This is a genomic window from Desulfomicrobium escambiense DSM 10707 (assembly GCF_000428825.1).
GTDB classification, from domain to species: Bacteria; Desulfobacterota; Desulfovibrionia; order Desulfovibrionales; family Desulfomicrobiaceae; genus Desulfomicrobium; species Desulfomicrobium escambiense.
The window spans coordinates 49,481-72,620 of sequence record NZ_AUAR01000006.1 but is presented as its reverse complement, the minus strand read 5'-3'; the positions used below and the strand labels follow the sequence as shown (position 1 = coordinate 72,620).

At 65.1% G+C, this 23,140-nt stretch carries 23 protein-coding genes and 1 tRNA gene; 10 read left to right on the top strand and 14 right to left on the bottom strand.

From position 1 onward, the window contains the following. Positions 1-33 precede the first annotated feature (33 nt). The 3 genes from G394_RS0106995 to lpxB all read right to left on the bottom strand — a co-directional run bounded on the left by G394_RS0106995 (position 34) and on the right by lpxB (position 3,094). Entirely contained in the window at positions 34-300 is a 267-nt protein-coding gene (locus G394_RS0106995; RefSeq protein ID WP_028577049.1) for a hypothetical protein, read from the bottom strand. 266 nt (positions 301-566) lie between these two features. Continuing rightward, positions 567-1,970, bottom strand: coding sequence for a sigma-54 interaction domain-containing protein (locus G394_RS18315; protein ID WP_028577048.1), 1,404 nt, complete (start codon positions 1,968-1,970; stop codon positions 567-569). Beyond that, a complete protein-coding gene (lpxB, locus tag G394_RS0106985; RefSeq protein WP_028577047.1) occupies positions 1,967-3,094 on the bottom strand; it encodes a lipid-A-disaccharide synthase in 1,128 nt (375 codons plus the stop codon). Before lpxB ends, G394_RS18315 begins: the two co-directional genes overlap by 4 nt. Positions 3,095-3,176: 82 nt before the next feature. On the opposite strand from lpxB, the gene G394_RS0106980 reads away from it, so the two are divergent. Both G394_RS0106980 and G394_RS0106975 read left to right on the top strand, forming a co-directional pair. Continuing rightward, positions 3,177-3,536, top strand: a complete 360-nt coding sequence (locus tag G394_RS0106980) for a VanZ family protein (protein ID WP_043774996.1) — start codon at positions 3,177-3,179, stop codon at positions 3,534-3,536. Continuing rightward, the gene (locus G394_RS0106975; protein WP_028577045.1) at positions 3,533-4,483 is read left to right on the top strand and encodes a membrane protein; all 951 of its coding nucleotides are present in this window, start codon (positions 3,533-3,535) and stop codon (positions 4,481-4,483) included. Before G394_RS0106980 ends, G394_RS0106975 begins: the two co-directional genes overlap by 4 nt. Positions 4,484-4,735: 252 nt before the next feature. Here G394_RS0106975 and pnp read toward each other — a convergent pair whose 3' ends face one another. The 11 genes from pnp to G394_RS0106925 all read right to left on the bottom strand — a co-directional run bounded on the left by pnp (position 4,736) and on the right by G394_RS0106925 (position 15,237). Next, positions 4,736-6,964 carry a polyribonucleotide nucleotidyltransferase gene (gene pnp / locus G394_RS0106970; protein ID WP_043775065.1) on the bottom strand — a complete coding sequence of 743 codons (2,229 nt, stop codon included), beginning with the start codon at positions 6,962-6,964 and terminating at the stop codon, positions 4,736-4,738. 178 nt (positions 6,965-7,142) lie between these two features. Further along, the gene (gene rpsO / locus G394_RS0106965) at positions 7,143-7,412 is read right to left on the bottom strand and encodes a 30S ribosomal protein S15 (RefSeq protein ID WP_028577043.1); all 270 of its coding nucleotides are present in this window, start codon (positions 7,410-7,412) and stop codon (positions 7,143-7,145) included. A gap of 63 nt (positions 7,413-7,475) precedes the next feature. After that, a complete protein-coding gene (gene truB, locus G394_RS0106960) occupies positions 7,476-8,399 on the bottom strand; it encodes a tRNA pseudouridine(55) synthase TruB (RefSeq protein ID WP_028577042.1) in 924 nt (307 codons plus the stop codon). Further along, positions 8,396-9,361, bottom strand: a complete 966-nt coding sequence (locus G394_RS0106955; protein WP_028577041.1) for a DHH family phosphoesterase — start codon at positions 9,359-9,361, stop codon at positions 8,396-8,398. The genes truB and G394_RS0106955 overlap by 4 nt, the downstream gene beginning before the upstream one ends. Continuing rightward, entirely contained in the window at positions 9,333-9,677 is a 345-nt protein-coding gene (rbfA, locus tag G394_RS0106950; RefSeq protein WP_028577040.1) for a 30S ribosome-binding factor RbfA, read from the bottom strand. The genes G394_RS0106955 and rbfA overlap by 29 nt, the downstream gene beginning before the upstream one ends. Positions 9,678-9,683: 6 nt before the next feature. After that, the gene (locus G394_RS0106945) at positions 9,684-10,019 is read right to left on the bottom strand and encodes a DUF503 domain-containing protein (protein WP_425387224.1); all 336 of its coding nucleotides are present in this window, start codon (positions 10,017-10,019) and stop codon (positions 9,684-9,686) included. A gap of 106 nt (positions 10,020-10,125) precedes the next feature. Then, a complete protein-coding gene (gene infB / locus G394_RS0106940; RefSeq protein WP_028577038.1) occupies positions 10,126-12,969 on the bottom strand; it encodes a translation initiation factor IF-2 in 2,844 nt (947 codons plus the stop codon). Further along, positions 12,959-13,168 carry a YlxR family protein gene (locus G394_RS20715; protein ID WP_084435429.1) on the bottom strand — a complete coding sequence of 70 codons (210 nt, stop codon included), beginning with the start codon at positions 13,166-13,168 and terminating at the stop codon, positions 12,959-12,961. The genes infB and G394_RS20715 overlap by 11 nt, the downstream gene beginning before the upstream one ends. 49 nt (positions 13,169-13,217) lie before the next feature. Beyond that, complete coding sequence (gene nusA / locus G394_RS18310; protein ID WP_043774993.1) at positions 13,218-14,534, bottom strand: transcription termination factor NusA; 1,317 nt, start codon at positions 14,532-14,534, stop codon at positions 13,218-13,220. Between the two features lie 48 nt (positions 14,535-14,582). Then, positions 14,583-15,071: a ribosome maturation factor RimP gene (locus G394_RS18305; protein WP_169725541.1), complete on the bottom strand. Its 489-nt coding sequence runs from the start codon at positions 15,069-15,071 to the stop codon at positions 14,583-14,585. A 91-nt stretch (positions 15,072-15,162) separates the two neighbouring features. Further along, a tRNA-Gly gene (locus tag G394_RS0106925) sits at positions 15,163-15,237 on the bottom strand. 135 nt (positions 15,238-15,372) lie between these two features. Between G394_RS0106925 and flgF the strand changes: the two genes are divergently transcribed. The 8 genes from flgF (at position 15,373) to flgK (ending at position 23,136) form a co-directional block, all read left to right on the top strand. After that, positions 15,373-16,149 (top strand): flagellar basal-body rod protein FlgF, encoded by a 777-nt coding sequence (flgF, locus tag G394_RS0106920; RefSeq protein ID WP_028577037.1) that lies wholly within the window; start codon positions 15,373-15,375, stop codon positions 16,147-16,149. A 73-nt stretch (positions 16,150-16,222) separates the two neighbouring features. After that, positions 16,223-17,005 (top strand): flagellar basal-body rod protein FlgG, encoded by a 783-nt coding sequence (flgG, locus tag G394_RS0106915; RefSeq protein WP_028577036.1) that lies wholly within the window; start codon positions 16,223-16,225, stop codon positions 17,003-17,005. Between the two features lie 3 nt (positions 17,006-17,008). Further along, complete coding sequence (flgA, locus tag G394_RS0106910) at positions 17,009-17,959, top strand: flagellar basal body P-ring formation chaperone FlgA (RefSeq protein ID WP_028577035.1); 951 nt, start codon at positions 17,009-17,011, stop codon at positions 17,957-17,959. A 13-nt stretch (positions 17,960-17,972) separates the two neighbouring features. Next, positions 17,973-18,659, top strand: a complete 687-nt coding sequence (locus tag G394_RS0106905) for a flagellar basal body L-ring protein FlgH (RefSeq protein WP_028577034.1) — start codon at positions 17,973-17,975, stop codon at positions 18,657-18,659. After that, positions 18,643-19,758, top strand: a complete 1,116-nt coding sequence (locus G394_RS0106900; protein WP_028577033.1) for a flagellar basal body P-ring protein FlgI — start codon at positions 18,643-18,645, stop codon at positions 19,756-19,758. The genes G394_RS0106905 and G394_RS0106900 overlap by 17 nt, the downstream gene beginning before the upstream one ends. A gap of 13 nt (positions 19,759-19,771) precedes the next feature. Further along, complete coding sequence (locus tag G394_RS20095) at positions 19,772-20,374, top strand: rod-binding protein (RefSeq protein WP_051307014.1); 603 nt, start codon at positions 19,772-19,774, stop codon at positions 20,372-20,374. Positions 20,375-20,571: 197 nt separating this feature from the next. After that, positions 20,572-21,045, top strand: a complete 474-nt coding sequence (gene flgN, locus G394_RS0106890; RefSeq protein ID WP_028577032.1) for a flagellar export chaperone FlgN — start codon at positions 20,572-20,574, stop codon at positions 21,043-21,045. Next, positions 21,046-23,136 carry a flagellar hook-associated protein FlgK gene (gene flgK, locus G394_RS0106885; RefSeq protein ID WP_028577031.1) on the top strand — a complete coding sequence of 697 codons (2,091 nt, stop codon included), beginning with the start codon at positions 21,046-21,048 and terminating at the stop codon, positions 23,134-23,136. Positions 23,137-23,140: the final 4 nt, after the last annotated feature.

Sequence of the window (23,140 nt, the reverse complement as noted above, 5' to 3'; positions counted from 1 at the left end):
ATTGTCAAGCCCGATCTTGCCGCTGTGCGGGGATCATTGGGCGATCTTGATCTCCAGGGCATCGATGAACTCGATGCCGTTGTCCCGCCCCTCATCGCCCAGGACGATGGCCTTGCGGCCGTCCAGTCCCGATGCGTCGATGCCGCGCACGATATAGCTCGATGCCTCGGTCACCAGAATGGTGCCGGTGCTGGTTTCTTCCAGAATGCCGTGTACTTCGACGGTGTCGCCGGCCAGGACGGCGGCGGGGGCGGCCAGCAGGATGGCGCCGGCCAGGGCTGTGCATGCGCACATCTTCATCATTCTTCCTTCCACTCTCATCTTCTCCTCGGAAATGTTCGGCCCGGATGTGTGCCCCATGACCCGAAGGGGTCCGGCGCAGCAGGGCGCGCGTGCGGTAGCACAAAATATGCCCCAGATACAACATGCTGAAATTGTTGTGTGCGTAAGAAAAGATACAGCATCGGTCAGAATCGGCGATTCTTTTTTTGCGCACGGGCGTCGGAAAAGCGCAGAAAGCGGTCTCGTTGGGAAAGAACTGCTGGTTCCTATTTGAAAAAAAGGAATCAGGGGTTCCGTTTTGGCCTGGGTCGGAAGGACTTCTTGTCGAGGCGGTGCCTGGTCATGAGCTTGTGCAGCTGGCGGGTGGTGATGCCGGCCGTGTCGGCGCTCTTCTTGATGCTGCCGTTGCAGGACTGCAGCAGGGCCCACAGGTAGCGGCGCTCGAATTCCTCGATGGCTGCAGCGCGGGCGGCGTGCAGCGGCATGAGGGTGTCGGAGCGGGTCGGCGAGTCGGTCTGGGTTTCGGGGCGTAGCGTCAGCAGTTCCAGGGGCAGGCTTTCGGCCTGGATCTGGCCCGTCTCCTCCAGGATGCAGGCGCGCTCGACGATGTTTTCCAGTTCGCGCACGTTGCCCGGCCAGGAGTATTCCTGCAGGGCCCTGGCGGCGCGCGGGGCGACGGAGGAGATGTTGCGGCCCGCGTCGCGCCGGAAATTAGCGATGAACTGTTCGGCCAGGGGCAGAATGTCCTCGACGCGCCGGCGCAGGGGAGGGACCTCGATGGGAAAGACGTTCAGGCGGTAGAAGAGGTCCCAGCGGAACTTGCCCTGCTCGCACAGCACGGCCGGATCCTCGTTGGTGGCCGCGATGATGCGCACGTCGCAGGGGATGAGCTTTTCCCCGCCGACGCGCTCGAAGGCCTTTTCCTGCAGGATATGCAGGAGCTTGATCTGGGCCGAGGGGGTGATGGTGCCGATCTCGTCCAGGAAGATTGTGCCGCCGTCGGCCAGTTCGAACTTGCCCTTGCGCGTCCGTGCGGCGCCGGTGAAGGCGCCCTTTTCGTGGCCGAAGAGTTCGCTCTCGATGAGGGATTCGGGCAGCGCGCCGCAGTGGACGCTTATGAACTGTCGGTTGCAGCGCGAACTGAGCTGGTGGATGAGCTTGGCCAGATAGCTCTTGCCCGTGCCCGTCTCGCCCGTCAGCAGGACCGTGGTCCGGGTGGGCGCGACCATCTGCACCTTGCGGTAGACGTCGCGCATGGTCTGGGAGCTGGTCATGGACGTGAAGTCCATGCCCTGCGGGGTCTGGCAGCGCAGGCCGGCCGCACCGTTCATCTCCAGCCAGACGCGGCTCAAGGCCAGATGGACGGCGCGCGCCTCGTGGGGCGGCAACAGGGGTTCGGCGTGGCACTGGCGCAGCGCGCCCGTCTCCGGCAGCATGGCCGGGTCCTTGATGAGAAAGAGGATGCGGCAGGCCGGAGCCCTGCCGGAGAATCGTTCCAGGGTTTCCTGGACGGCCTCCGCGTCGGCTAGGTCGCGCAGGTCCATGACGATGATCTCCTGGCCGGGATGGTCGGGCAGGCTCTCGGGAGGCATGGTCTTGACCGTGGCGGCGAACTCGTCGCCGGCCGCGGCCAGGAGGATTTCGCGCATGTCGCGGTGGGCGCTGTAGATGGTCAGCGGGTGCGTCATGACGTTCTCCGCATGGTGTTCAGGACGATTTCCGCGGCCCGGCCAGCTGCTCCGCCGTTGCCGAGCAGGGCGGGGAGGCTTCCAAGCTGTGCGAGGATGCGGCCGCGCTCCGGGGTGTCGGGAATCCACCGGGCCACGGCGTCGGCCAGGGCAGAAGGCTCGGCCCCGCGCTGCAGAAACTCGGGGAAGACCGGGGCGTCCAGGATGAGGTTGGGCAGGGACATGTACGGCACCTTCACCAGGAGCCTGCCCAGGAGATAGGTCAGGCGGGAAAAGGTGTAGGCCACGGCCGTGGGCGTTTCGAGCAGGGCAGTCTCCAGGGTGGCCGTACCCGAGGCGGCCATGATGGCTCGGCAGGAGCGCATGAGCTCGTAGCGGCCGGAGCTGTCGACCAGGGTCACGGGCAGCTCCGAGCGCCAGTTGTCCGTAATCAGGGTCCGGTCCATGCCCGGGGCGACGGGCAGCACGAATTCCAGGCCCGGAAAACGGGCGGCAAGGAGGTCGGCCGCGCGGGAAAAGATGGGCAGCAGCCCGGTGATCTCGCGCCGGCGGCTGCCCGGCAGGATGCCGATGCGCCGGGGCGACTGCGGCGTGCGCAGGATGGCGTCCGTGCGGATGGAGTCCAGCAGCGGGTGGCCGACGTAATCGACGGTCATGCCGTGGCGGGCGTAGAAGTCGACCTCGAAGGGCAGGATGCAGACGAGGCGGTCGACGTGGCGGCGCAGGAAATCCGCGCGCCCTTCGCGCCAGGCCCAGAGCTTGGGGCTGATGTAGTAGACCACCGGGATGCCCAGGCTCTTGGCGATCTTGACCACGCGGAAATGAAAGTCCGGGGCGTCGATGACCACGACGACATCCGGCCGCAGGGATTCCATCCGCTCCCTGATGGTGCGCAGGAGCCCCATGATGCGGGGGAGCTGAGCCAGGACCTCCGTGAAGCCCATGACCGAGAGGGACTCGGTCGCAAGCAGTGGTTCGACCCCTTCTTCGCGCATGGCCGGGCCTGCCATGCCCGCGAACCGTGCGCCGTGGCAGCGTTCGCGCAGGGCGCGAACCAGGAGCTGGCCGTGCAGGTCGCCGGAAGTCTCCCCGGCGTTGAGCCAGATGGTGGGCGAGTTCGTCATGGGTCGCAAATAGTCCCTTGCCGCCGAAATAACAAGAAGTCTAACCCCTTGCCCCGCCAGGATGTTTGGCATAGGTGGGGTCATGCGAAATCCTGCGTTCCCCTTGTTCCGGATGGCTTTCTGGGTCGCGTACGTGCTGGCCCTGATCGTTTCTTCCCTCATGCCCGTCGCATTTCCCGAGGCCCCCGAAGGCAGCGACAAGGCTTTCCATCTGTTGGCCTACTGCCTGCTCGTGATATTCTGGCCCCCGGCCTGGTTCCGGCCTGCGGCGGTCATGTTCGTTTTCGCCGCGGGGCTGGGGGCGGTCCTGGAGATCGCCCAGGGCGTCCTGCCCACGGGCCGCTTCGCCGACCCTTGGGACGCCGTGGCCAACTGCCTGGGCGCAGGCCTCGGCCTGGCCTGTCTCCTGGCGTGGCGAAAAATGGGGAGGGGGGCGGCGTGAGCGCGGCGGAACTGTGGCAGCAGATTTTGTGGCCCCTGTGCAAGCTGGTGGGCCTGGTGTCCGTTGGCCTTTTCATCGGCAACCTCATCGAGGCCCTGCACTGGACACGCTTCGTGGCCCGGCTGGCCATGCCTCTGGCCCGCGTCGGCCGCCTGTGCGAGATTTCGGCCGCCAGCTTTTCCGTGGCCTTCGTCTCGGGCATCACGGCCAACACCATGCTGGCCGAGGCCTACGACCAGGGCAAGCTGACGCGCCGGGAACTCATCCTCTCCAACCTGTTCAACAGCGTGCCGACGTATTTCCTGCACCTGCCGAGCATGGTCTTCATCACCGCGCCCATCCTCAAGTCCGCGGCGCTGGTCTACCTGGGCATCACCGTGGGCTCGGCCGTGCTGCGCTCGGTCTGCATTCTGGTGGTGGGGCGCTTTCTGCTGGCCGGGATTGACCGCTGCCATGCCGCCGAATTGCCCTCCGAGGAACGCATCGGCCTGCGGCAGGTCCTGGACAAGACCTGGAAACGCTTTCGCCGCCGCATCAAAAAGATCGTCATGATCACCGTGCCCATCTACATCGGCGTGCATTTCGCCCACGAGTTCGGATTCTTTGCCGCGGTCGAGGGTTTTCTGGCCGCGCACATGGGCTGGCTGTCCTGGCTGCACCCCCAGGCCGTGGGCATCATCGTCTTCCAGCTCGCAGCCGAGTTCTCGGCCGGCATGGCCGCCGCCGGGGCGCTCCTCGACGCCGGCTCCATGGCCCAGCGCGACGTGGTCATGGCCCTCATCGTCGGCAACGTGCTGTCCTCGCCCATGCGCGCCTTCCGGCACCAGTTCCCCTACTACGCCGGCATCTACAAGCCCGTCCTGGCCCTGGAACTCATCGTCTGCAGCCAGGGCTTCCGCGTGGCCAGCCTCGTGGTGTGCGGGGCCGCGTATTACTGGCTGAGTTGAGCGGATAGCCGAAGGCGGTGGTGAAAGACATGGATCCCCGCCTTCGCGGGGATGACGTTCCTTCAATGCGGCAGTCCCGAGCTTTTCCAACCTGCCGGAAGTGGAAAACCTTCGCGCCATGCCTAGCGTCATCCCCGCGAAGGCGGGGATCCATTCCCACGCAAGCCGTCAGTTGCCTGATCTACCCACTCGGAACAGATGACCAAAAAAAACCCGGAGTTACCCGGGTTTTTTCAGTATATGCAATCTCGCTTAGCGACGAGGTCCGCGACGGTCGCCGCCGCGATCTCCGCCCCTGCGCTCGCCGCCTCGGTCTCCGCCGCGAGGACGGTCGCCGCGCGGGCGTTCGGAGCGGGGCTGAACCGGCTCGGGCTCTTCACCCAGTTCCTCCAGGATGATGGCCTTGCGGCTGAGCTTGATGCGGCCGGAAGGTTCGATGTCGATGACGCGGACGCGGATGGCGTCGCCTTCCTGGCACACGTCCGTGACCACGTTGACGCGGTCGCGGGCCAGCTGGGAGATGTGGCACAGGCCTTCGAGGCCGGGCAGGATCTCAATGAAGGCGCCGAAGTCCATGATCTTCTTGACGATGCCGTCGTAGTCCTTGCCCAGTTCGGCCTTCTGGTCATAGTAGAGGACCATTTCGCGAGCCTTGGCCAGGGCGGCGGTGTCCGGGGCGAAGATGGAGATCTTGCCGGAGTCGTCGATGTCGATGTCGGCCTGGGTGGCTTCGCAGATGGCCTTGATGTTCTTGCCGCCGGGTCCGATGACTTCGCGGATCTTCTCGGGCGAGATGTGCACGATTTCCATCTGGGGCGCGTACTTGGACAGCTCGGGACGCGGGTTGGCGATGACCGCCTCCATCTGGTCGAGGATGTGCACGCGGGCGTCCTTGGCCTGGTGCAGGGCCTTCTGCATGACCTCGGCCGGGATGCCGGCGATCTTGATGTCCATCTGGATGGAGGTCACGCCGTCGCGCGATCCCGCGACCTTGAAGTCCATGTCGCCCAGGTGGTCCTCGTCGCCGAGGATGTCCGTCAGCACGAGGTACTCCTCACCTTCCTTGATCAGGCCCATGGCGATGCCGGCGATGGGCGTCTTGATGGGCACGCCCGCGTCCATGAGGGCCAGGGTGCCGCCGCAGACCGAGGCCATGGAGGACGAACCGTTGGACTCCATGATGTCGGACACGACGCGGATGGTGAAGGGGAAACCGTCCGGGGCGGGCAGCACCGGGGCGAGGGCGCGCTCGGACAGGGCGCCGTGGCCGACTTCGCGGCGGGACGGGGCGCGCAGCATGCGGGCCTCGCCGACGCTGTACGGCGGGAAGTTGTAGTGCATGAGGAAGCGCCTGGAGATCTCGCCGGCCAGGGTCTCGATGCGCTGCTCGTCGCGGGTGCTGCCCAGGGTGCAGGTGCACAGGGACTTGGTCTCGCCGCGGGTGAAGATGGCCGAGCCGTGGGTGCGGGGCAGGAAGCCCACTTCCATGGTCAGGGGGCGGACCGTGGTCAGGTCGCGGCCGTCGATGCGGAGCTTTTCGGTCATGATGCGCTGGCGCACGAGCTTCTTCTCGAGCTTCTCCAGGATCTCGCCGACGTTGCGCACGCGCTCGGGCGTTTCGGCGAAGCGGGCCATGAGCGCTTCCATGAGCTCCTGGCGGACCTTCTTCTTGGCGTCGCGGCGGTCCATCTTGCCGGGCACGGCCAGGGCCGTGGTCAGAGGTCCGGCAGCCAGTTCGGCCACGGCGGCGATGAGTTCCTCATCCTCCTGCGGGGGGACGACGGTGAATTTGTCCTTGCCGAGGATGGCGCGCAGTTCCTCCTGGACATCCAGGAAGGGGGCGAGCTGGGCGTGGCCCCAGGCCACGGCCTCGGCCATGATGTCCTCGGACAGGAACTGGGCCCCGCCCTCAACCATGACCACGGCGTCGCGCGTGCCGGCCAGGACCATGTTCAGCTGGCTGGTGGCCAGTTCGGAGGCCGTGGGGTTCAGCAGAAACTGCCCGTCGCGGTAGCCGATGCGGATGGCCGCGATGGGGCCGGCGAAGGGGATGTCGGAGATGTGCAGGGCCGTGGACGCGCCGATCATGGCCAGGACGTCGGCGTAGCGCTCCTTGTCCGATGAGACGACGGTGGCGATGACCTGGATCTCGTTGGTGCAGCCCTTGGGGAAGAGCGGACGGATGGGCCGGTCGATGAGCCGGGAGGTCAGGGTCTCGTGTTCGCTCGGGCGGCCAACTTCGCGGCGGAAGTAGTTGCCCGGCACGCGGCCGGCCGCGTAGAGCATTTCCTGATAGTTGCAGGTCAGGGGCAGGAAGTCCACGACCCGGTCCAGGGCCTGGTGGGTGGCCGTGACCAGGACGACGGTGTCGCCCCACTGCACGGTGACGGAGCCGCTGGCCTGCAGGGCCAATTTGCCGTGTTCGATGATGATTTCGCTGTCGCCCATGGGGATGGCGCGACGGGTGGTCTGAAATGCCATGGTGTGCCTCATGCTGGTTGGGCGCTCCAGCGGGGCAGCTGCGGCGGGTTTGGTGTTTAGGGCGTGTCCCGAAGGGAGTCGGGCCATGCACTAAACACAAAACCGCTGGCGGGAGGGTGCTGCCGGGAGCGCGGTTGATGAAAGGGGCAGGCGGGGCCGTGGGGCCCCGCCTTGGTGTCTACTTGCGCAGACCGAGTTTCGCGATCAGATCGCGGTAGCGCTGAATCTCGGTTTTCTTCAGGTAGTTCAGCAGCTGACGGCGCTTGCCGACGAGCTTGAGCAACCCGGTCCGGGAGTGGAAATCCTTCTGGTGACCCTTGAAGTGGTCCGTCAGGTAGTTCACGCGGGCCGTCAGCAGTGCGACCTGCACTTCGGCGGAACCCGTGTCGGTTTCGGTTTTTCCGTATTCCTTGACGATTTCAGCCTTCTGCTCAGCGGTTAAGACCACAGCAATATCCTCCGGTTTTCATGTTTCTTCCGCTTTTCCATTATCCACGTGCGAACCGAAGCCTTACGCTTGCCAGAGACCGCGCATGATCGCCCAGGACAGAACCTGGCCCTTGAGCTGCGCTCCCGCAAGAGCCAGAGGCTCGCGGGACGGGGAGAGCAGCAGGGCCCGGTCCCCTTCCTGGGCCGGGTACTCCGGAAACAGGGTCGTCGGCAGCCATGCCCCGTTGCGCACCAGCAGGGCCTGCTCGGTGTTGAGCAGGAGCTTGGGCCAGTGGGGCAGGGCCTGGACCATGGGCAGGACCAGCTCTATGAGCCGGTCGCCGCTTTCCAGGACCGTTTCCAGGTCGTGGGCCTGGGCGAGGGTGAACGGATGGCTCGCCTCACGCTCCAGTTCGCTGAGGACCGCTCCGCACCCAAGTCGCTTCCCCAGGCTGTGGGCCAGGGAGCGGATGTAGGTGCCCGCGGAGCAGGTCACTCGAAAAGTGACGCTGGGCAGATCCATGGACAGGATCTCCACGTCGAAAATTGTCACGTCCTTGACCTTGACCGGGACTTCCTTCCCGGCCCGGTGCAGGGCGTACAGGGGCTTGCCCTGATGTTTGGCCGCCGAGACGGGCGGCACTTCCTGGCTCATGGTCCCGAGCCAGCCCATGATGTCGGCCCTGACCGCCTCCGGGTCCAGGTGCTCCCAGGGGCTTTCGGCCATGATCTCGCCCTGCACGTCGTAGGTGTCCGTGGTGCGACCCAGGACGAGAGTGCCGCGGTAGGTCTTGCGGTCCTCGCTCAGGTAGTTCGCGAGCTTGGTGCCCTGGCCCAGGAGCACCACGAGCACACCCGTGGCCATGGGGTCCAGGGTGCCGGCGTGGCCGATCTTCTTCTGGCCGAGGCTGCGCTTGATCCGGTTCAGGCAATCCGTTGAGGTCGGACCTCCCGGTTTATGCAAAACCAGGACCCCGTCAAGTTGTTTCAGGGCAGTGGAGTTCACGCGCGGTCCAGCTCCTCGGTCACGGCCCGGATCAGGGTCGCCTTGGCCTCGTCCATGGGCACCTCCAGGGTGCCGCCGGCGGCGTTGCGGTGTCCGCCGCCGCCGAAGCGTGCGGCCACGGCCTGCACGTTGACGCTGCCCTTGGAGCGCAGGGAAAATTTGATGCCCTTGTCCTCCTCGCGCAGGCTGACTGCCGCCTGCACCCCGCGCACGTAGAGGACGGTGTTGACCAGCCCTTCCGTGTCTTCGGGGCCGGTGCCCGTGCGCTCGAAGAGTTCGCGGGTGAAGGCGATGAGCGTCACGCGGCCGCCGGCGTGGAGGCCGGCCTGCCGCAGCACTTCGCCGCGCATCTGCAGTTGGTTCAGGGTGCCGGTGGACTGCTTCTGCTCATGGAAGGGGCCGGGCAGCAGGCCCAGGCGCAGGATTTCGGCGGCCATCTCCAGGGTTTCTGGGCGGGTGTTGTTGAAACAGAAGTCGCCCGTGTCGGAGATGAGGGCCAGGTAGACGTATTCACCCAGCAGCCCCACCATGGGCACGCCGAGCTTGCGCGACAGGATGCCGACCATCTCACCCACGGACGAGGAGCGCTCCTCGATCCAGTTCATCGTCCCGAACTTCGGGTTGCCCAGGTGGTGGTCGATGTTGATCACGGTCTTGGACGCGAGCCACGGGCGGATGACCTCGCCGGTACGCTCGGCGCTGCCGCAGTCCAGCACGATGATGGTGTCCGGCTCGTTTTCGGGCAGGGCCGTCAGAATCTCGCGCTTGGGGGCGAGCCAGGAGAAACGGCTGGGGATGCCGGACTCGTTGAACAGGGTCACGCGCTTGCCCAGGGCCGCCAGCAACTCGCCCATGGCCAGCATGGAGCCCAGGGCGTCGCCGTCGGGGGACACGTGGGAGAGGACCAGGAAGTTGTCGGTCTCCCGGATGTGCTCAATGATCGGCTTGAGGTGGGGCATCATAGACCATGTCCTCGAGAAAGGTGTCCCACTGGAAGCGCAGGTCGGGGATGCCCCGCAGCTTGAGCTCCTTGCCCAGGCGCGTGCGCAGGAAACCCTTGGCGCGTGTCAGGGCCTTGGTGATCTCGGGTTCGGCCGAGCGTCCCCTGATGTGGGTGTAGAGGACCTCGGCGATGCTGAAGTCCCGGTTGAGGCGCACTCCGGTGATGGTCACGAGCTGCAGGGTCGGGTCCTCGACCTCCTGAACCAGGAGGGAGGCCAGGACCTGCATGATCTGGTCACCCATCTGCACGGCACGGCGCGAATTGCTTCTTTGCATAGAAAATCAGGCTCCAAATACGTCCATGTCGGCATGGACCAGTTCGTCGGACGTCGAGGCTTCGACCATGGCCAGGACCTTGGACAGCTGGCTGTGCACGTAACCGGATTCATTGGACACCGTGACCACGCCCAGGACCAGGGTCTGGTGCGAGTCCTGGGACTCGGTCTCGGCCACGGCGACGTTGAAGGTGTTGCGCAGCTTCTGCTTCAGACTGTTGGCGCTTTTCCGCTTTTCCTTCAAGGAAAAAACGCCGTGCAGACGGAATTCCAGGCGCAGGGTGCCGATGATCATGGCCGTACATCCGTTGCGGTTCAGGCGTGGCGGATAAACGGAAGGCATGGATTCCCGCCTTCGCGGGAATGACGCACAGGCGGCCCGGGCTACCTTCTTGTCATCCCCGCGAAGGCGGGGATCCATGCCTTTTTTTCACGTTTTACGTCCTCGCCTAGATGGTCCGGGCTTCCTCGACCAGTTCGAAGGCCTCGATGATGTCGCCGACCTTGATGTCGTTGAAGTTCTCCAGGGCCGCACCGCAGTCGTAGCCCTTGGTCACTTCCTTGGCGTCGTCCTTGAATCGTTTCAGGGAAGACAGCTTGCCGGTGTAGATGACCACGCCGCTGCGCAGCAGGCGGATGCCGGCGTTGCGCTTGAGCTTGCCGTCGCTGACCATGCAGCCGGCGATGTTGCCGACCTTGGGCACGCTGAAGACCTGCTGCACGTCGGCCTGGCCGAGGTACACTTCCTTGATGTCGGGCGAGAGCATGCCGGACATGGCCGCCTTGATGTCATCCACCAGCTTGTAGATGATGTCGTAGAAGCGGATGTCGACCTTCTCCTGCTCGGCCACTTCCTTGATCTTGGCCGTGGGCCGGATGTTGAAGCCGATGATGATGGCGTTGGAGGCCGAGGCCAGCAGGATGTCGGATTCGGTGATGGCACCGGCGCCGCCATGAACGATGGCGATCTTGACCTCGTCCGTGGACAGCTTGCGCAGCGCCTCGGAGATGGCCTCCAGGGAGCCCTGCACGTCGGCCTTCAACAGCAGGTTCAGGTTCTGGGCCTCTTCACCGGCCTTGGAGGCCAGGAAGCTTTCCAGAGTGACCTTGGATTCCTTGGCCAGTTCGCGGTCGCGGTGCTTGACGCGGCGGTCCTCGGCGATCTTGCGGGCGACCTTCTCGTCCTTGACGATGACGAACTCGTCGCCGGCTTCGGGGATGGCCTCGAAGCCCTGGATCTCGGTCGGGATGGCCGGTCCGGCGGACTTGATCTGGTTGCCCTGGTCGTCGAACATGGCGCGGACCTTGCCGCTGATCAGGCCGCAGACGAAGGCGTCGCCCTGGTTGATCTGGCCTTCCTGGATGAGGACCGTGCCCACGGGGCCGCGTCCCTTGTCAAGCTTCGCCTCGACCACGTGGCCGCGGCCGGGCTTGTCCGGGTTGGCCTTGAGGTCGAGCACTTCGGCCTGCAGGAGGATCAGTTCCAGCAGTTCGTCCAGGCCCTGGCGCTTCTTGGCCGAGACGTGGGCGTAGATGGTCTCGCCGCCCCAGTCCTCGGGCATGAGGCCCAGGTCGGACAACTCGCGCTTGACGCGGTCGGGGTCGGCCCCTTCCTTGTCCATCTTGTTCACGGCCACGACGATGGGCACGCCTGCTGCCTTGGAGTGGCTCACGGCCTCGCGGGTCTGCTCCATGACGCCGTCGTCGGCGGCCACGACCAGGACGACGATGTCCGTGACCTTGGCGCCGCGGGCGCGCATGGTGGTGAATGCCTCGTGGCCGGGCGTGTCGAGGAATACCACTTCGCCGCGCGGCGTGTTGACGTGGTACGCGCCGATGTGCTGGGTGATGCCGCCGGCCTCGCCCGATGCCACGCTCGTGGAACGGATGGCGTCAAGGAGCGAGGTCTTGCCGTGGTCGACGTGGCCCATGATGGTCACCACGGGCGGACGCGGCTTCAGGTCCTCGGCCTTGTCGGCCTCCTTGGGCAGCAGGAATTCGTCTTCGGAGAAGCCGACCTTCTCCACCTCGTACTTGAACTCGGCCGCCAGCAGCAGCGCGGTATCGAAATCCAGCGACTGGTTGATGGTCGCCATGACGCCCATGGAGAAGAGCTTCTTGATCAGGTCCTGGGCCTTGATGCCCATCTGATGGGCCAAGTCCGTCAGGCGGATGGTGTCCTCGACGCGGATCTTGCGCTTGGACGCCTTCAGCGGCTGGGTGATCTGCTGCTGAGCGCGGGCTCCGCCGGCCCTGCGGGCCTCTGCGCGCTGGGCCTTTTTGCCCTTGCTCAGGTTGAACTCCTCCTTGCGGTACAGATCCTCGGCCTCCACGGTGCGACGGCCCTTCTTCTTGCCGCGGGCATTGCGCGCGGCTTCGCCTTCGGGCGCGGGGCGGGGGGCGCCGGTGTCACCAGGGCCCATGGGACGGGGACCGCCCGGGCGCGGGCCCGCGGGACCGGCGGGACGCTGGCCGGGGCCGCCCGGACGCTGGCCGGCGGGGCCCATGGGGCGCTGTGCGGCAGGGCCCATGGGGCGCGCGGCCGGACCCATGGGTCTGACGGGCGGCTGGCCTTCGGGGCGGGTGTCGGGAAATTCGACGATGGTCGGGCGGGAAATGACCTTGACCGCGACGGTCGGCGGAGCCGGCTTGGGCTTTTTGCCTTTCTTGCGGCCCTTTTTGGCCTCGTCATCGCCTTCGGCGGCTGTATCCGTCGTGGCTTCGGCCGTTTCGTCGCCCCCGTCCCCTGCGTCTTCCTCGGCTGCCGTCTCTTCGACGGCGACGGGCTGCGCAGGGGCTTCGGCGGCCACGGGCTCTGCCGGTGCTTCGGGTGCCTCGGCGACCGCTACGGTCTCGGGCGCTTCGGGGGCAGCCTCTTCCGCGGCTGTCGGCGCGACCGGTTCCGGGGTGATGATGCGGGCCGGCGTGATGACCACGGCGCGAGCGGACTTGCGAGTTCTCGGCTTTTCAGTGGCTGCTTCGGGAGCGGCCTCGCCGGCTTCGGCCTCGGTTTGCGTTTCGCCGGCCGTGGCTTCGGCCGCGGAGGGGGCTTCGACAGCCGCGGCCCTGTGGCGCTTGCGTACGATGACTCCCGAGGTGGCGCGCGTCTCGACGACCTGCGGCTCGGCGGACCTGTTTCGGTGGTGGCTGCGCACCTGATCGGCCTCTTCATCGGTCAGGCTGCTCATGTGGCTCTTGGCCGGAATCCTGAGCTCCCGCAATATCGTCATCAAATCCTTGCTGGAGATATCAAGCTCCGTGGCCAGATCCCTCACGCGCAATCTAATGGACATTCCCAACCCCCTTGCATTTCTTCTGCCAGCCCTTGAATCGCTCGAATCTGTTCCGGCACGCCGCATCGCGGCAAAGATAAAATCCCCGTCCCGGCAGTTTTCCGGTGCTGTCAGCGGTCAGAGTGAGCTCTCCGTGAACAGGGCAGACAAATCTCAGCAGTTCGTCCTTGTAAAATCGCTGCCTGCAGACGACGCACATGCGCATCGGCCGATGGCCGCTTCGGGCCGGCGCGTCCACAGGTTCCATCCTATTCCTCTTCCCCGGCCTCTGCCTGCTCGCCGCCGGCGTCTTCCGCCGGCTCTTGCGCGACCGTTTCCGGCTCCTCTTCCTTGTTCTGGCTGATGAGCAGGTTCAGGGCCGCGCGCAGGTTGCCGATGTTTTCCTCGTCGATACCCTGGATGTCAAAGAGCTGCTCGTTGGTGCAGGCGGCGATGGCTTCGAGGGAGTCGAAGCCCGCCTCGATGAAGTCGGCCACGGAGACCTGGGCCGCGCTGGCCAACTGCTCCAGGAGCTGCCGGTTCTTGTGCACCTTGTTGAAGCGGGTGTTGGTGAAGATGTCGATCTTCCAGCCCAGCAGCTTTGCGGCCAGCTTGACGTTCTGGCCCTTCTTGCCGATGGCCGGGGTCAGCTGGTCTTCGGGCACCACGACCTCCAGGGACTTCTCCTCGTCGTCGATGGCGATCTTGGAGATGCGCGCCGGGGACAGGGCATTGGCCGCGTAGGTGGCGATGTCCGGGCTCCAGAGCACGATGTCGATGCGCTCGCCGCGCAGTTCCTGCACGATGTTGTGGATGCGCGAGCCGCGGATGCCGACGCAGGCGCCGACCGGGTCCACGTTGGAGTCCTGGGACAGGACCGTGACCTTGGCGCGCAGGCCCGGGTCGCGGGCCACGCCCATGATGTTGACCGTTCCGTCGGCCACTTCGGGCACCTCGCGGCGGAAGAGGGCGACCATGTATTCGGAGTCGGAGCGGGTGATGATGATCTGCGGCCCGCGGCCTTCCTTGCGCACGTCGATGATCAGACCCTCGACACGGTCTCCCTGGCGGAAGCGCTCGCGCGGGATCTGCTTGTCCTTGGGCAGCAGGGCCTCGGTGCGGCCGAGGTTGATGATCCAGCCCGAACGGTCGCGGCGCTGGATGATGCCGCTGACGATCTCGCCCTTGCGGTTCTTGTATTCCTCGTAAATGATTTCCTGCTCGGCGTCGCGCATGCGCTGGATGATGACCTGCTTGGCGCTCTGGGCGGCGATGCGGCCCAGGTCCTCGACCTGCAGGCGGAATCCGATGGCGTCGTCAAGCTCGACGTTGGGGTCGTGCTTGATGGCGTCGGCCATGATGATCTCGGTGTCGGGATCCTCGACCTCCTCGACCACGATCTTGAACTGGTAGACTTCGATCTCGCCGGTCTCCTCGTTGAAGGTGACCTCGATATCCATCTTGTCGCCATACTTCTTGGTCACGGAGGCCCGAATGGCTTCTTCCAGGGTGTCGATCAGCATCTCCCGGTCGATGCCCTTGTCCTTGCTGATCTGATCGATGGCTTTCTTGAGTTCCAAATTCATGAACGTCCTCCGTTCTGAGGGCGGAAACAACCGCCGCGTTCCGAAATATTATCGTTTTCCGGGCTTGCCCTGGTCGTGGTGTTCGTAGACGAGATTGATCTTGCCCACGTCCTCCCAGTTCAGTTCGAAGGTGTTCGCGCCGTCGGACAGGGTGAACAGGGGGGGACTTATGGCAAGCAGGCTGCCCTTGAAATTTTTTCTGCCCTCAAGGGGCTTGTCCAGGCGCAGACGCACCGTCTGGCCGATGTAGGCGGTCATCTGCTCCAGCGAGAAGAACGGGCGTTCCAGGCCGGGCGAGGAGACCTCCAGGGTGAACGCCCCGGGGATGATGTCCTCGACGTCCAGGGCCAGGCTCAGGTGGCGGCTGATGTCGGCGCACTCTTCGATGCCCACGCCCTGGGCGGAGTCGAGGTAGACGCGCACGATCTTGTGGCGTCCGCCGGCCCCGAAGAGCAGGTCGATGCCCCAAATCTCGAGATCCCGCGCCAGACAGAGGGGCGTGACCAGTTCCAGAAGCCTTGCGTGAATTTCGTTCATGTCCATAATTGCCTGCCGGAAAAAAAAAGGTGGACCACGAAAAGGCCCACCCCCATCAGCTACCGAATATCAGTATGACCACATACAGGAGTGGAGCGGGTGACGAGGGTCGAACTCGCAACTCCAAGCTTGGGAAGCTTGTACTCTGCCATTGAGCTACACCCGCTCTGCAACCGTTTCCCTTGCATGACTGGGGGGATGGCCGTCAAGTGTTTTTTTCCCGCGTCGTTTCCCCGCGGCATCCGGGCTTTGGCTCACTGGCCTGGTATGTGCAAGAAGCCTCGTGCCGAGGAGGATTCCCATGCAAGAAAGCAGCTACAGCGCCGTGTTCGGGGCCCTGACCCAGCAGCACAGGCTTGATACCATCGCCAATAATTTGGCGAACGTGAACACCACGGGCTTCAAGGCGGACAAACTCTCGTTCCGGGACACGTTCCGCCGTTACGCCCACGACCTGTTGGACCCCAACACCAGCCTGCGCGACCGGGTGCCGTGGCCTCAGGGCAACGTCCTGGCCCAGCCCAGGATCGCCGAGCAGGTCATAGACTTGTCCCAGGGAACCATGCGCAGCACGGGCAACCCTCTGGATCTGGCCATCGCCGGTGACGGCTTTTTCCGAGTCCAGACGCCGGAAGGGGAATTTTTAACCCGCCAGGGCGTCTACCACCGCTCAAGCGAAGGCTACATCGTGGACGGCCACGGCAATCAGCTCCTGGGCGAGGGCGGTCCGCTGCAGATTCCCGAGGACGGCACGGTGCTCGTCGATTCGAGCGGCCAGCTGTCCGTGAACGGTGAAGCGGTGGACGTCATCTCCCTGGTCCGGGTCGAGGATCCCCGCGCGCTGGAAAAGGTCGGCAACTCCATGCTGCGCGTCAGGCCCGACGCGGGCGTCCAGCCCGTCCCGGCCGAGGACGCCACGGTGGAGCAAGGGTTCCTGGAGAGCGCCAACGTCGAGGTGGTCTCGGAGATGGTCAACATGATCGAGGCCCTGCGGGCCTTCGAGGCCTATCAGAAGATGATCAGCGGAACCTTCGAGCAGGACAAGAAGGCCATCGCCGAAGTGGGCGCGCCGAGATAATAATTACGGATGCAGGCCGCGGCGCCCCGTTCGGGAGTCCGGCCGCGGCGCACCGCGCCGCAAGGAGAAGAGTATGATTCGAGCCTTATGGACCAGCGCTTCGGGCATGATCGCCCAGCAGCTCAGCCTGGACGTCACCTCCAACAACTTGGCCAACGTCAATACCACGGGCTTCAAGAAGAACAGGGCCGAGTTCGAGGATCTCATGTACCAGAACATGAAGATCGCCGGGGCGACCACCCAGGACGGCAACCAGCTGCCTGTGGGCATGCAGGTGGGCATGGGCGTGCGTCCGGTGTCCGTGCACAAGATCTTCACCCAGGGCGATTTCCAGAACACGGGCAACCAGCTCGATCTGGTCATCGAGGGCGAAGGGTTCTTCCGTGTCGATCGCAACGGTGAAGAGCACTACACCAGAAACGGCGCCTTCAAGCTCGACAGCGACGGCCGCATCGTGACCGACAACGGGCACCCCCTGCAGCCCGAGTTCGTCGTGCCGCCCGAAACCCAGAACATCGTCATCACCGAGGACGGACATCTGACCTGCGTGGACAAGGCGGGCGCGGAGATCGCGGCCACGGACATCCCCGTCTACACCTTCATCAACCCCGCTGGCCTCAAGGCCGTGGGCCGCAATCTCTACGTCCAGACCGACGGTTCGGGCGAGGCGGTGGAGAGCGTGCCCGGCGAGAACAACGCCGGCACCCTGGCCCAGGGGTTTCTGGAGATGTCCAACGTGGAGATCGTCGAGGAGATGGTCAACATGATCGTCGGGCAGCGCGCCTACGAGGCCAACTCCAAGTCCATTTCCACGGCCGACTCCCTGCTGCAGATCGCCAATCAGCTGAAGAGGTAGGGAATGCGTCTTTTCGTCATCCTGCTCACGCTCCTGTTCATTCCCGGCCTGGCCTTGTCCCAGGACAGGCTGGTCGTGGCGGAAGCCGTGTGCGTGGACGGGGAGGCCATCGCCCTGCGCGACCTGGCCAAGGCCGAGGGCCTGCGGGCCGAGGCCGTGCTGGCCGGGGTCGGGGATGCCCCGCTGCTGGCCGCGCCGCGGTTTCCCGGTGCACGGGCCAACCTGAACGGGCCCAGGCTGCGCGAGCTCATCGAGCAGCGCCTGGGGCCGGGGCTGCCGCCCATCGAGGTTCCGGACCAGGTGCAGGTCCAGCGCGGGGGGCAGGTCGTCAGCGGCCGCAGCCTCATTTCCGGTATCGACAAAATTTTGACGACGGCGCTGGCCGGCTATGAGGGTGACGTCGAAATCCGCGAGCACCGCATCGCCGACTACCTCTTCCTCAAGGACACGACGCCCGTGCAGATCCGCGTCGTGCCCGTTGCGACGCCGGCGCCGGGACGCATCAGCCTGCGGCTCGAAGCCGTGGACGAGGGCGGGCGCGTGGTTGAGAGCTTTACGGGCACGGTCTTCGCCGATGTCTGGAAGACCGTCCCCTGCGCGTCCCGGGTCCTGAACCGGGGCGACGTGCTGGAGGCCGGGCTGGTCGGGTTCGCGCGCAAGAATCTGGCCTACATGGCCCGTCCGCCCTGGGACGGGCGAGGGCTGCCCCTGCGCATGACCGCGCCCGTAGGCGAGGGGCAGGTCATTTCGGCCGAGGCCGTGGAACCCATCCCGGTCGTGGCCAAGGGCCAGGTTCTGACCCTGGTCTACGAGGGGGAATCCCTGAAGCTGACCGTGCCGGTGGAGAGCCTCGAGGACGGGGGCATCGGCAGCACCATAAAGGTCCGGAACATGCAGAGCCGCCGGGTGGTGGCCGCACGGATCGTCGACGCGGAAACGGCCCTGGTGCCGTAGTCCGGGAGGAAACATGCACAGACTGACGTACCTTTTCATAGCCGTTCTGGCCCTGGCCGGATGCCGGGCCACGAGCCGGCCGCCCATGCCCGCGGCCATCGTCACGCCTCCGCCACAGGAACGGGCGGACCCGGCGACCAACCCGGGCTCCCTCTACGACCCCGACGGCGCGACGTCGCTCTTCGCCGACGCCCGCGCCCGCAGGGTCGGCGACGTGGTACTCATCAAGGTCGTGGAGACGACCCTGGCCAAAAACAAGGCCACGACCACGGCCGACAGGGCCAACAACGTGGACCTGGGCGTCAGCGCATATCTCGGGAAGGACAAGCTGCCGCTCATCCCCGGTGCGACGGTCGGCGCGGATTCCCTGGTCAAGGCCGACTCCTCCAGCAAATTCGAAGGCGACGGCGAGACCAAGCGCGAAAGCACCATCAGCACCACCGTGGCGGCGCGGGTTTCCCGCGTTCTGGGCGGCGGTCTCATGGAGGTCGTCGGCGCGAGGGAGACGAGAGTCAACGGCGAGACGCAGATCGTCGTGGTCCAGGGCGTGGTCCGGGACCGCGACATCGACGCCGACAACACCATCAAATCCACCAGCATGGCCGAAGCCCGCATCGAACTCTACGGCGAGGGCATCCTGGCCGAAAAGCAACGCCCAGGGTGGCTCGCGAGGATACTCGACAATGTGTGGCCCTTCTAGCCTTCGCGCCGGCCTGGTCCGGTTCGTCATCATCGTGGTTCTGGCGGCCTTCTGCGGTCCCGCCTACGGCGCCCGTCTCAAGGACATCGCCACCTTTGGGGGCGTGCGCTCCAACGATCTGGTCGGCTACGGCCTGGTGGTCGGCCTGCCCGGCACCGGCGACAAGAGCGGGTCCCGGTTCACGGTGCAGTCCATGGCCAACATGCTGGAGGGCATGGGCGTGAAGGTCGACCGTTCAGCCCTCAAGCCCAAGAACGTGGCCGCGGTCATGGTCACGGTCAAGATGCCCGCCTCGTCCCGGCCCGGGTCGCGTCTCGACGCCACGGTCTCTTCCGTGGGCGACGCGGCGTCGTTGTTGGGCGGCGTGCTCCTGCTGACCCCCCTCAAGGGCGTCGACGGCAACGTCTACGCCCTGTGCCAGGGTCCCCTGGCCGTGGGCGGGTTTTCCGCCAGCGGCGAGGCGGCCTCGGCCACCAAGAACATCACCACCGTGGGACGCATCCCCGGTGGAGCGGTGGTGGAGCGCAGCGTGCCCTTTTCGTTCAACGAGCAGGCCGAGGTGGCCATCCAGCTCGGCGTGGAGGATTTCTCCACGGCCAAGCAGGTCACGGACACCCTGAACCGCGCCATGGGCGGGCAGTACGCCGCGGCGCAGGACGCGTCCACGGTCCGCCTGCAGGTTCCGCCGAAGTACCAGGGCAACATCGTGGCCCTCATGGCTTCCCTGGAAAACCTGGAGGTCCGTCCCGACAGTCGGGCCAAGGTCGTGGTCGACGAGAAGACCGGCACCGTGGTCCTCGGGGCCAACGTCACCTTGTCGAAGGTGGCCGTATCCCACGGCAACCTGAACGTCATCGTGTCCGAACAGCCGCAGGTTTCCCAGCCCGGAGCCTTCGCCCAGGGCCGCACCGTGGTCACGCCGTCCACGCAGGTCGGGGTGCGGGAGGAGCAGCGCCGCCTCATCCTCATGGACGGGGCGTCCATCCAGGAACTTGTCGACGGCCTCAACGCCATCGGGGCCACGCCGCGCGACCTCATTTCCATCCTGAGAACCATGAAGTCGGCCGGATCGCTGCACGCCGATCTCGAGGTCCTCTAACACGGGAGACGACATGAGCGAATTCCTCACACCCACGGCCCTGCCTGCCCAGGAAGGCGGCCAAAGCCTGCAGAACCGCCTGCGCGAGCTGCGCTCCCATCTCGAACCCGGCGACAAGGGCCAGGACGAGGCCAAGCTCCGCAAGGCCTGCCAGGATTTCGAGGCCGTGTTCATCGGGCAGATCTGGAAGCAGATGCGCTCCTCGGTGCCCAAGGACGGCATGCTCCACTCCAAGGAGGAGGAGAGCTACCTGTCCATGTTCGACCAGGAACTCTCGGTCAAGATGTCCCGCAGCGGCGGCATCGGCCTCTCGGATCTCCTGTACGAGAACCTCTCGCAGCGTCTCGTCAACGCCAGCCGCGACACGGACTCCGCCAAGCCCTTGAAGCCCCTGGACCACAAGGCCCTTTCGAAGCTCCAGGCCGAGGCCCGCGTTCAGGACGTCCCGGCCGGAACCCTGGCCGCCATGACCGCCCAGCGCCAGGCCGAGCAGCTGGCCCGGAGCATCGAGAAGGCGAACGGCCCGGCCCCGGCGGAGCCTCCCGTGGCCAGGGCGTCCTCGGATCTCGAGGAAGCCCTGCGGGTGGTGCGCATGGATTTGGAGAACGGCGACTGACAGAGCCGGAAAATCTTGCCGGGAAGGGCGCGGCGCAGTGTCGTGCCCTGTGGCCGCAAATCCGCTTAGCCGCGTCCCTGAAGGCTCGCACACCCCGGTGGTCGGAAATTTGCACAGTCGTGGAAGAGGCCCAAGCGGCGGGCAGGTCTTTCCTGCCCTACCCGAAGCAAAGTCCGTATTTTCGAAGGAAGTTCACCATGCGACAGATCACACTCGGCAGTCTCATTCGTCAGGCCAGAGGCACGGAGCTTCTCTGTCAGCTCCTGCGGGAAGAGCACGCGCTCCTGCGCGCGGGGCAGCCCGACGCGGTGGCGGGGCTGGAGATGTCCATTCAGGAGCTTATCCGGCAGCTTGTCCGCGAGCGCGAGTCACTTGCCGATGCCCTGCAGCGGGCGGGTTTCGCCAAGCTCGGGCCCTTTCTGGATGGACTCGGCGAAGTCGAGCGGCGGGTTTTCGAGACGTGGCGCGCCAAAATCATCGCCGACGAGCAGGAGAGCGCCCGCCAGGCCACGGTCAACGCCGATCTGGCCATGGCCCTGTGGAAGCAGAGCGGTTCGCTGCTGAGCCACTTCCAGAGTCAAGTCGCCCCGAAGGAGCGCAACACCTACACCGCCAAGGGAACATGGCGCGACCGCACGGCCACGGCCACCTTGCTGCGCGGGAGGTTCTAAATGGCCGGCATCGGCTCCATGCTCGAAATAGGGAAGAAATCCCTGTTCGCCAACCAGGCGGCCATCGAGGTCGTCGGCAACAACATTTCAAACGCCAACACCCCCGGCTACAGCCGTCAGGCCGTGCGTCTGGAAGACGGCATGTACATCAGCTCGTCGCCTGGACAGCTCGGCACGGGGGTCAACGCCGTGGAGGTCGTCCGCTATTTCGACGAGTTCATCGAGGCGCAGTACCTGGACAAGAGTTCGGATGAAGCGCGTTGGCAGACCCTCTATGAGAACCTGAAGAACGTGGAGATGGTCCTGAACGAGTCGAGCACCGACGGCGTCAATTCCGCGCTGGCGGCGTTCTGGGCAGATTGGCAGACCCTGGCGTCCAATCCCGAGGACACGAGCGCCAGGTCGGCCCTGCTGGGCCACGCCGCAAACCTGGTCAGCGCCGTGCAGTCCGTGCAGGGCGACCTGCAACGCCTGCAGGACGGGGCCGATGACGTCATCTCCGCCGAAGTCACCGCCATCAACAAGCTTCTGACCGGCATCGCCGAGCTCAACCGGCAGATCACTGTTACCGAGGAGACGGGCAAGAACAACGCCAACGGCCTGCGTGACGAGCGCACGCAGCTCGTCCGGCAGCTCGCCGAGAAGATGGACATAAACGTCATCGACAACGGCCTGGGCAACCTGACCATCACCACCACGGCCGGGCACACCCTGGTGGACGGGTCCAACTCCTTCCGTCTGGCCTTCGAGGCGCCCCAGACCATTGCGAACCTGAAGTCGGGTTCATCTTTCAAGGGTTCGATTGCCTATGATGGCGAGAGTGCCACGGAATACACGGTGAAGATCGTTTCCCAGGTTGGCTCCGTGGTGAAGTATGAGGTCTACATCGATGGCGGGAAGACCCTCCTCAAGGACGAGAGCGGCAACTCCGAGTTTACCGCGAGCAAGGACGGCATTCTCATGCCCGACGGCCGCGGGGTCCTGAAGTTCGACATTGGCACGGGGACAAGCCTCCAGGCTGGCGACACGTTTCAGGTGCTCCCCAATAAGTCCCTGTTCTGGTACGAAACCTCCTCGTCCAAGGTGAACATCACGCCACAGGTCCAGAGCAACGGGCTGGACAACGATCGCCGGCTCACGGGGGGCAGCCTGGCCGGGTATTTCCAGTTCCGCGACGCGGGCATCGGCGGGTACCTGGAAAAGCTCGACGCCTTCGCCGAAAGTCTGTCCTGGGAGGTGAACCGCCTTCATTCCCAGGGCACGGGGATGGAGCGGTTCGAGAATGTGATCGGCAGCTTCGGTGTCGGATCAACGAGCGCAGCGCTGGGGAGCGCGGCCGGGCTGGTGTTCGGCGACAAGCTTGCGGCCGGAAACCTCGTCATCAGTGTCTACAATGAACAGACCGGACAGATCGTCCAGTCTTCCCCGTTGGATTTCGATTTTGATGCGACGAATTTGGAGGTTAAGAATTTCAGCACGACCAATTCGCTGCAGGATGTCGTGAATGCAGTGAATGCCGCTTTCCCTTCCGGAACCGTTACGGCCGACATCATCGATGGGCACCTGCAAATCAAAGCCAAGGACGGCTACGATTTCGCCTTCGGCTCAGACTCCACGGGCCTTCTGGCCGCCCTGGGCATCAACACCTTTTTCGAGGGCGCAAACGCGGGCGATTTGGCAATCAACTCGACCATCCTCGGCAACATCGCCTACATCAACACCGGACATGTCAACGGCGCCGGCGAGATGAACGAGGGCGACAACACCACGGCCAAGGCCATCGCCGCGCTGCAGTCCGCCTCCGTGTCGACGCGTACCCAGTCCGAAGGCACCACGCAGCAGACACTGGGGGAATATTATTCCACCATCGTGGCCAAGGCCGGCTCCGACACCCAGAGCGCCAAATTCAACTACGAGTACAACGAGGCCCTGGCCACGGACCTTCTGTCCCGCCAGGAATCCGTTTCAGGCGTGAACCTGGACGAGGAAATGACCAACCTGATCAAGTTCCAGCACGCCTACACGGCGGCCGCGAAGCTGATCACCACGGCGGAATCCATGCTGCAGGTTCTGCTCGGGCTCAAGCAGTAGGAGG

What these genes read in the sequence shown, in the direction of transcription:
- G394_RS20095 (WP_051307014.1), top strand. Translation starts at nt 19,772, where the DNA reads ATGAGCGAATTCCTCACACCCACGGCCCTGCCTGCCCAGGAAGGCGGC.
- infB (WP_028577038.1), bottom strand. Translation starts at nt 12,969, where the DNA reads ATGTCCATTAGATTGCGCGTGAGGGATCTGGCCACGGAGCTTGATATC.
- flgG (WP_028577036.1), top strand. Translation starts at nt 16,223, where the DNA reads ATGATTCGAGCCTTATGGACCAGCGCTTCGGGCATGATCGCCCAGCAG.
- rbfA (WP_028577040.1), bottom strand. Translation starts at nt 9,677, where the DNA reads ATGCAAAGAAGCAATTCGCGCCGTGCCGTGCAGATGGGTGACCAGATC.
- pnp (WP_043775065.1), bottom strand. Translation starts at nt 6,964, where the DNA reads ATGGCATTTCAGACCACCCGTCGCGCCATCCCCATGGGCGACAGCGAA.
- flgK (WP_028577031.1), top strand. Translation starts at nt 21,046, where the DNA reads ATGGCCGGCATCGGCTCCATGCTCGAAATAGGGAAGAAATCCCTGTTC.
- flgF (WP_028577037.1), top strand. Translation starts at nt 15,373, where the DNA reads ATGCAAGAAAGCAGCTACAGCGCCGTGTTCGGGGCCCTGACCCAGCAG.
- G394_RS20715 (WP_084435429.1), bottom strand. Translation starts at nt 13,168, where the DNA reads ATGTGCGTCGTCTGCAGGCAGCGATTTTACAAGGACGAACTGCTGAGA.
- G394_RS0106995 (WP_028577049.1), bottom strand. Translation starts at nt 300, where the DNA reads ATGAAGATGTGCGCATGCACAGCCCTGGCCGGCGCCATCCTGCTGGCC.
- flgN (WP_028577032.1), top strand. Translation starts at nt 20,572, where the DNA reads ATGCGACAGATCACACTCGGCAGTCTCATTCGTCAGGCCAGAGGCACG.
- G394_RS0106955 (WP_028577041.1), bottom strand. Translation starts at nt 9,361, where the DNA reads ATGATGCCCCACCTCAAGCCGATCATTGAGCACATCCGGGAGACCGAC.
- G394_RS0106980 (WP_043774996.1), top strand. Translation starts at nt 3,177, where the DNA reads ATGCGAAATCCTGCGTTCCCCTTGTTCCGGATGGCTTTCTGGGTCGCG.
- flgA (WP_028577035.1), top strand. Translation starts at nt 17,009, where the DNA reads ATGCGTCTTTTCGTCATCCTGCTCACGCTCCTGTTCATTCCCGGCCTG.
- nusA (WP_043774993.1), bottom strand. Translation starts at nt 14,534, where the DNA reads ATGAATTTGGAACTCAAGAAAGCCATCGATCAGATCAGCAAGGACAAG.
- G394_RS0106945 (WP_425387224.1), bottom strand. Translation starts at nt 10,019, where the DNA reads ATGCCTTCCGTTTATCCGCCACGCCTGAACCGCAACGGATGTACGGCC.
- G394_RS0106900 (WP_028577033.1), top strand. Translation starts at nt 18,643, where the DNA reads ATGTGTGGCCCTTCTAGCCTTCGCGCCGGCCTGGTCCGGTTCGTCATC.
- G394_RS0106905 (WP_028577034.1), top strand. Translation starts at nt 17,973, where the DNA reads ATGCACAGACTGACGTACCTTTTCATAGCCGTTCTGGCCCTGGCCGGA.
- G394_RS18305 (WP_169725541.1), bottom strand. Translation starts at nt 15,071, where the DNA reads ATGAACGAAATTCACGCAAGGCTTCTGGAACTGGTCACGCCCCTCTGT.
- G394_RS18315 (WP_028577048.1), bottom strand. Translation starts at nt 1,970, where the DNA reads ATGACGCACCCGCTGACCATCTACAGCGCCCACCGCGACATGCGCGAA.
- lpxB (WP_028577047.1), bottom strand. Translation starts at nt 3,094, where the DNA reads ATGACGAACTCGCCCACCATCTGGCTCAACGCCGGGGAGACTTCCGGC.